The sequence below is a fragment of the Frankia sp. CcWB3 genome (genome assembly GCF_977927595.1).
The window spans coordinates 1-2,731 of record NZ_CDWRCK010000392.1 but is presented as its reverse complement, the minus strand read 5'-3'; the positions used below and the strand labels follow the sequence as shown (position 1 = coordinate 2,731).

General features: G+C 72.3%; 2 protein-coding genes and 1 pseudogene. 2 read left to right on the top strand and 1 reads right to left on the bottom strand.

What is annotated here, in order from left to right; all coding sequences use genetic code 11:
* Window positions 1–323 (top strand): annotated as a pseudogene (locus ACY5KJ_RS19585) (hypothetical protein); the annotation flags it as partial.
* Between the two features lie 23 nt (window positions 324–346).
* Window positions 347–562 (top strand): hypothetical protein, encoded by a 216-nt coding sequence (locus tag ACY5KJ_RS19580; RefSeq protein ID WP_462188687.1) that lies wholly within the window; start codon window positions 347–349, stop codon window positions 560–562.
* A gap of 34 nt (window positions 563–596) precedes the next feature.
* Here ACY5KJ_RS19580 and ACY5KJ_RS19575 read toward each other — a convergent pair.
* The coding region (locus ACY5KJ_RS19575; protein WP_462204053.1) for a serine/threonine-protein kinase at window positions 597–2,731 on the bottom strand (2,135 nt) is incomplete at its 5' end.

Here is a 2,731-nt window from a genome sequence, read left to right as displayed (position 1 = left end):
CAGGCCCTAGTGCCCGAACTCTGATGATTATTACAGTTCGGGTGGTAGACCGGCAAGCCGTGCGCTGGCGTCCCAGAGCTGGTTGCAGCGCGCGACGTCGGTACCGGGTTAAGGAGGCGCTGCTCGCCGCGATCGCCGCCCGGGAGTTGGAGCGGCAAGGCGCCGAGCTCGCCACCGCGATGCGTGGTGGAAGGACGCCCGAGGCGGTACTGCGCATGGCGATGCACCACTACATCACCTGGGCACTGGAGTACCCGGCACGCTTCAGGCTGGTATTTGGCGCCTGGTCGATCGACTCGCGGGAGCTGAGCACTGCGGCCTGACAGCGGCCCACGCCGCGCAGACCATGCTCGTCGATACCGTCACCGCGGCCCAACAGCTTGGTGCGTTGCCCGCAGGTGACCCGGTGCGCGTGGCATCTCTCGTGCGGGCACTCGCGCACGGGGCTGCCGACCTTGCCCTGGCGGGGCATCTCGCCGCTGACGGGAAGGGTCATGCGAGTCCCCAGCAACTCGTCGACGACCTGCTTGACCACCTGCGCACCGCAGCTCAGCGCCTATGAGCAAGGAAGCTACGGCTGAGCAAGGATGTCAACGTCAGAGCAGCGTGCGGGGACGGATGCGGTTCGCCTGGTCGACGAGGCGGACCCGGCTCGCCCGGTCACCGGCCAACCGGGCCATCTCCCGGTAGGTCTCGGCCAGTCCGAAGCGGAGGTCCCGTTCCACCATGACCCGACCGAGCAGGGTCGGTGGCCGGGGCGCATCCGCGGCCGGGTAGGCGGCCGGGTAGGCGGACGAGTAGGCGGACGAGTAGGCGGCCGGGTAGGCGGACGAGTAGGTCGTGACGAGGGCCAGGGCGGCGGTGAACAGGTCACGGTGCAGTTCGGCCCGGCGTCGTTCGCCCAGGTCGAGCCTTGGATCGGCCAGTATCGTCGCCGCCCGGTGCAGGGCCGCCGATCCCGAGGCCGCGCGGTCTGGTCGGGTGGCCCGGCCGACGAGCACCCCGATCATGCGGATCCGCGACGCGGTGTAGGCGGCGGACGACGGAGGGACCCGTAGATAAGCGTCGATCTTGTCGGCCGGATCGGTCCGGCATCGGGCCAGCCCGAACGCCGCGCTGGTCGTGCTCGGATCGATGGTGGAGACGACGTCGAACAGGGCTGCGGCCCGGTGCCGGGCCGCGTCACGTTCAGGCGCGGTGCCCGCGGTGCCCGCGGTGCCCGCGGTGCCCGTGGTGGTCGTGGTGGTCGCCATGTCCGCGAGTGCGGTCGCGAGGGCGAGGCGCGGAGCGAGCTCCCCGGGGACCCGGGAGTAGACCCGGTCGAACGCCGCGGCGGCCACGGCCGGTTGTCGTCCGACGAGGGCGTGCAGGCCCCGGTACCAGTCGACCCGCCATTCCCGCGGCTGCTCCGCGGCCGCGTCGTCCAGAGTGCCCGCCGCCTCATGGAGCTGCCCGGCCCGGATCTGGGCGCGGGCCAGGGATAGCCGCACCTCGGTGGTCCTCGGGACGATCGCCGCCAGCCGGGTGGCCAGGGAGGCCGGTTCCTCGTCCGAACCGGCGGTCAGTCCGGGCGCCCATGGATCGTCCTGGTCGATGCGCAGATCGGGGAGGACCTCCCACCATGCGGGGGTCCCGGCGGGCCCCGCCTCCCCGGTGGGATGCCCGACGGCGTCGAACCACCGGCTGGCCAACGGGGGGACCGGCCCCTCCGTTCTGGCCACGATCTCGTAGAGCACCCCCACCAGTTCGTCGGCGAGCTCCGTGGTGCTCTGGAATCGCTGGTCGGGATCGGTCGCGGTGGCCCGGCGCAGGAGCCGGTCCAGGGATTCGAAGTCCCGCAACGGGGCATGGGCCCGGCGCGGCGGCAGGGTGTGCCGGTAGGCGCCGAGGAAGCCCGGGAACCGGCCGAGGACGAGACGGGCCAGGGTCCGGGCGACGGCGAAGATGTCGGTGGTGACCGTGGGCGCGGTGCGCGCGATGCCCGCCGGGCGTTCCCCGTCGTCGTCGAGTTCGGGGGCCCGGTAGCCGGGCGTGGACAGGTATCCCGACACGCGGTCGTCGAGCCGGCGCGCCCCGCCGAGGTCGATCAGTTTGACGTCCTCGGCGGTGACCATCACGTTTTCCGGTTTCAGGTCGCAGTAGACTAGCCCGAGGCGATGCAGATGCCCGAGGGCCGGAAGCACCCGCAGCAGGTAGCGGATCACATCGGCGGCCGACGGCGGAGCCGACCGCCCGTCCGGTCCCGCCACCCCGACCTCGGCCAGGCCGGCCAGGGACACCCCCGGCACGTACTCCATGACGATGTAGTCCTCGCCATGGTGGGTGACATAGTCGAGGATCTTGACGATGCCCGGATGGGACACCGTGGTCAGGATGCGCCGCTCTCCCCCGGCGATCCGACGCGCCTCCGGGTTCGCCGCGTCGAGCAGGCCCTTGAGCACCACCCAGGCCTGCACGTCGTCGCCGCCGAGGTTGTCGTCGGTCGCGGCATATACCCAGCCGAGCCCGCCGCGCGCGATGACGCCGTGCACGGTGTAGCGGCCGACCCGTTCGCCCGGTCGCAGCTTGACGGTGAACGAGTAGCGGTGGCCGCATCCCGCGCAGCTGCCCTCCAGGGCGACGCTCTCGTCCTGCTCGTCCTGGCCCGGCCGGGCCACGGGCGCGCCGCACCCGGCGCACTCCCGCAGGCCCGTGGGAACGCTGGGCGCGCCCAGGAGGGGCGGGGTCGACC